We start from the raw sequence: 4115 nt of genomic DNA on the forward strand, positions 1-4115 counted from the left end.
CGGCTGGCCTCGGTTTCCTGGTAGTGCGAGCGCAGCGCCCGGGCCAGCAGCGTATCGACCTCGCGCGGCGCGCCGTCGCGCGTCAGGATGGCCACCGGCGGCAAGGTCCAGTCGAGCGTGTACGGAACGATCGCCACGCCGGCGATATGCACGAGTTCCTCGGCGATGTCGGCCGGCACGATCGACACGGCGTTCTCGTTGGAGGCGATGATTTCGCCGATCAGCCGCGACGAATAGCTTTCGACGATCGGCACGGGCGGCGACGCGCCCGCGCGCAGGAACAGGTCGGAAATCTGCTCGCGGATCGGCGTGTGCGGCGCGCCGAGGATCCAGTCGAGCTCCACCAGCTTCTGCCAGTCGAGCTTGCTGCGTGCGAGCCGCGCGGCCAGCCGGCGGCTCGCGATCAGCCGGGGCTTCTGCTGATAGACCACCTCGAAATGCAGCTCCGACAGATCGACCGTGGAGGTGGCGCGCGCGATCACCACGTCGAGCTGATGCTCGCGCAACTGCGCGATCAGCGTTTCGCTGGTGCCTTCGTGGATCGTCATGGTCAGCCGCTGCGGCACCTCGGCCTGGGTCTGGCGGATCGCGGCGGCCAGCGTGCGGCCCGAAATGAACGGGATCACGCCGACATGGATGCGCGTGGCATGGCCGGCCACCACGGCCTCGATGTCGCGCGTCAGGTGGTCGAGATCGTGCAGCATGGCCTGCGCGCGGGCCAGCACCACCTTGCCGAGCAGGGTGGGCGTCATGCCGCGCGGGGTGCGGTCGAACAACGGGCCGCCGAACATGCTCTCCAGCTCGGACAGCGCATTGGTGACGGCCGGCTGGCTGCTCGCCATCTGTTCGGCGACGCGCGTGAGCGACCCGTGCTGGCGGATCTGCAGCAGCAGGATCAGGTGGCGGATCTTCAGGCGGGTACTGAGCCGCCGGATTACTTCTTCCGTATCGAAGGCCACGTTGCCGGCTTCCTGGTCATCATGAAAATGTGATGCGCCCATACTAATTCAAAATAGGACGCCGTTTGCGGCTGCCTAGAATCGTTTCCTCGTACTGCCCGCCGGGATCCGCCCGGCGCACCTAGACCGAGTGGAGACGATGAACAAGACCGACCGCCAAGCCGCCCTGGAATACCACCAGTTCCCGACGCCCGGCAAGATTTCCGTCACCGCGAGCAAGCCGCTCGCGACCCAGCGCGACCTCGCGCTCGCCTACACGCCCGGCGTGGCGGTGGCCTGCGAGGAGATCGTCGAGAACCCCGCCAACGCGTTCAACTACACGAGCCGCGGCAACCTGGTCGGCGTGATCACCAACGGCACGGCGGTGCTCGGCCTCGGCAACATCGGCGCGCTGGCCTCGAAGCCGGTCATGGAAGGCAAGGCGGTGCTGTTCAAGAAGTTCGCCGGGATCGACGTGTTCGACATCGAGATCACCGAAACCGATCCGGACAAGCTGGTCGACATCATCGCCAGCCTGGAAGCCACGTTCGGCGGCATCAACCTCGAGGACATCAAGGCGCCCGAGTGCTTCACGGTCGAGCGCAAGCTGCGCGAACGGATGAAGATCCCGGTCTTCCACGACGACCAGCACGGCACCGCGATCACCGTCAGCGCCGCGTTCATCAACGGCCTGAAGGTGGTCGGCAAGGACATCAAGCAGGTCAAGGTGGTCACCTCGGGCGCCGGCGCGGCCGCGCTGGCCTGCCTCGACCTGATGGTCGACCTGGGCCTGCCGCTCGAAAACATCTGGGCGACCGACATCGAAGGCGTGGTCTACCAGGGCCGCACCACGCTGATGGACCCGGACAAGGCGCGCTTCGCGCAGGACACCTCGGCGCGCACGCTGAGCGACGTGATCGAGGGCGCGGACGTGTTCCTCGGCCTGTCGGCCGGCAACGTGCTGAGCGCCGAGATGCTGAAGAAGATGGCGCCCAAGCCGCTGATCCTCGCGCTCGCGAACCCGACGCCGGAAATCTTCCCGGAACTCGCCCACGCGACGCGCGACGACGTGGTGATCGCCACCGGCCGTTCGGACTTCCCGAACCAGGTCAACAACGTGCTGTGCTTCCCGTACATCTTCCGCGGCGCGCTCGACGTGGGCGCCACCACCATCACGCGGAACATGGAGATCGCCGCCGTCAACGCGATCGCCGGGCTGGCCGAGGAAGAAGCGAACGAGGCGGTGGCCGCCGCCTACGGCGCCTACGACCTGTCGTTCGGGCCGCAATACCTGATTCCGAAGCCGTTCGATTCGCGCCTGATCCTGCGCATCGCGCCGGCCGTCGCGAAGGCCGCGATCGAAGACGGCGTGGCCACGCGCCCGATCGCCGATTTCGACGCCTACACGGACCAGCTCCAGCAGTTCGTCTATCACTCCGGCGCGTTCATGAAGCCGCTGTTCTCGTCGGCCAAGCAATTCGTGCGCGACGGCGCCAAGTCGCGCATCGTGTTCGCCGAGGGCGAGGAAGAGCGCGTGCTGCGCGCCGTGCAGGTGGTGGTCGACGAGAAGCTGGCGCGCCCGATCCTGATCGGCCGCCCCGAAGTGCTGCTCGCGCGCATCGAGAAATTCGGCCTGCGCCTGCGCCTGGGCGAGGATGTCGAGGTCACCAACCCCGAGTACGACGAACGCTTCCACCAGTACTGGACGACCTACTGGGACATGCGTTGCCGCGACGGCATCACCAAGGAAATGGCGCGCGTCGAGATGCGCCGCCGCCTGACGCTGATCGGCGCGATGATGGTCAAGCTCGGCGACGCGGACGGCATGGTGTGCGGCACGGTGGGCCGGTATCACGACCACCTGCGCTTCGTCGACGAGGTAATCGGCAAGCAGCCCGGCGCGAACACCTACGCGGCGATGAACATCCTGCTGCTCGACAAGCGCACCGTGGCGCTGGTCGACACGCACGTCAACGACAATCCGGACGCTGAACAGATCGCCGAATTCACGATCGCCGCGGCCTCGCAGATGGCCTGGCTGAACCTGCAACCGAAGGTGGCGCTGCTGTCGCGCTCGAACTTCGGCTCGGGCAGCTCGGCGTCGGGCTCGAAGATGCGCGAGGTGCTGGAGCGGGTGCGCGAACAGGCGCCGGATCTGGAAATCGAAGGCGAAATGCATGGCGACTGCGCGCTCGACGAGGCGCTGCGCTCGCGAATCCTGCCGCACTCGCGCCTGAAGGGCGAGGCGAACCTGCTGGTGTGCCCGAACGTGGACGCCGGCAACATCGCCTACAACCTGCTGAAGACCAGCGCCGGCAGCAACGTGGCAGTGGGGCCGTTCCTGCTGGGCGTCAACGCGCCGGTCAACGTGCTGACCTCCAGCTCGACGGTGCGCCGGATCGTCAACATGGCCGCGCTGACGGTGCTGCAGGCCAACCGCGACTGAACGCCTTGAGATAGCGGCCGACTTGGCCGCTTCGATGGCAATGACACAACGCCCGGTGCATGCAGCGCCGGGCGTTGTCGTTTCAGGCGTCGTTAGGCAGCCATTCCCCATGGAAGCCGGCCGGAATCCGCACCGGCAGATGCACGCTCGCCACCGGCCCCGCGTCGAGCCGCTCGGCATCGAGGATCACCACGTCGCTGGCCGCGCTGGCCGCGCGGTAGACGCAGGCCAGCACCCAGCCGTGCGCCTCGCCCTGGCCGCCGGCGCGCGGCACGAACACCGGCTCGCTGTTCTGGTCGCCGGGCGGCACCGCGTGGCGCACGATCGCGCCGGTCTTCACGTCGAGCCGCACGATGCCGCGCATCTCGTCCACGTTGGGTTGCTCGGCCGCGTAGCAGAAGCGGTAGGGGCGGCCGGTCAGGCGCGCGTCGATACGCGGCAGTTCCATCGCCACGCCGGACAGCGGCCCTTCCTCCACCTCGCCGCTGTCGAGATCGAACGTGTAGCGCCACGGCACGCCGGGCGGGTTCGCGTCGAACGCAGCGCCGCCGGGCGCGAGGCGCAGGAAATACGGGTAGCGGATCGCGTCGAGCACGATCGTCGAGGCATCGGCGTCGTAGGCGTTGATCGTGTGCTGGATGAAGCACGGCGCGATCTCGAACCAGCGCGGCGCGCCGCCGCCGCGCGCGACGATGCCGATCCGCGCGGGGCGGCTGTCGTCCCAGCGCAGC

3 protein-coding genes are annotated in these 4115 nt (G+C 67.8%); 1 reads left to right on the forward strand and 2 read right to left on the reverse strand.

The annotated features are described in order from the left end of the window. A partial coding sequence (locus tag ACYP33_RS12665) for a LysR family transcriptional regulator (protein ID WP_459622106.1) occupies positions 1–959 on the reverse strand: 959 nt, incomplete at its 3' end. Positions 960–1098: 139 nt separating this feature from the next. On the opposite strand from ACYP33_RS12665, the gene ACYP33_RS12670 reads away from it, so the two are divergent. Then, positions 1099–3384, forward strand: a complete 2286-nt coding sequence (locus ACYP33_RS12670) for an NADP-dependent malic enzyme (RefSeq protein WP_414447255.1) — start codon at positions 1099–1101, stop codon at positions 3382–3384. A gap of 82 nt (positions 3385–3466) precedes the next feature. Here ACYP33_RS12670 and ACYP33_RS12675 read toward each other — a convergent pair. Continuing rightward, a partial coding sequence (locus ACYP33_RS12675; RefSeq protein WP_459622063.1) for a carotenoid oxygenase family protein occupies positions 3467–4115 on the reverse strand: 649 nt, incomplete at its 5' end.

It is taken from the genome of Burkholderia sp. 3C, assembly GCF_054589155.1.

Bases quoted from the DNA above. Each gene is read 5' to 3' on its own strand.
- ACYP33_RS12670 (WP_414447255.1), top strand. From the start codon at position 1,099: ATGAACAAGACCGACCGCCAAGCCGCCCTGGAATACCACCAGTTCCCG.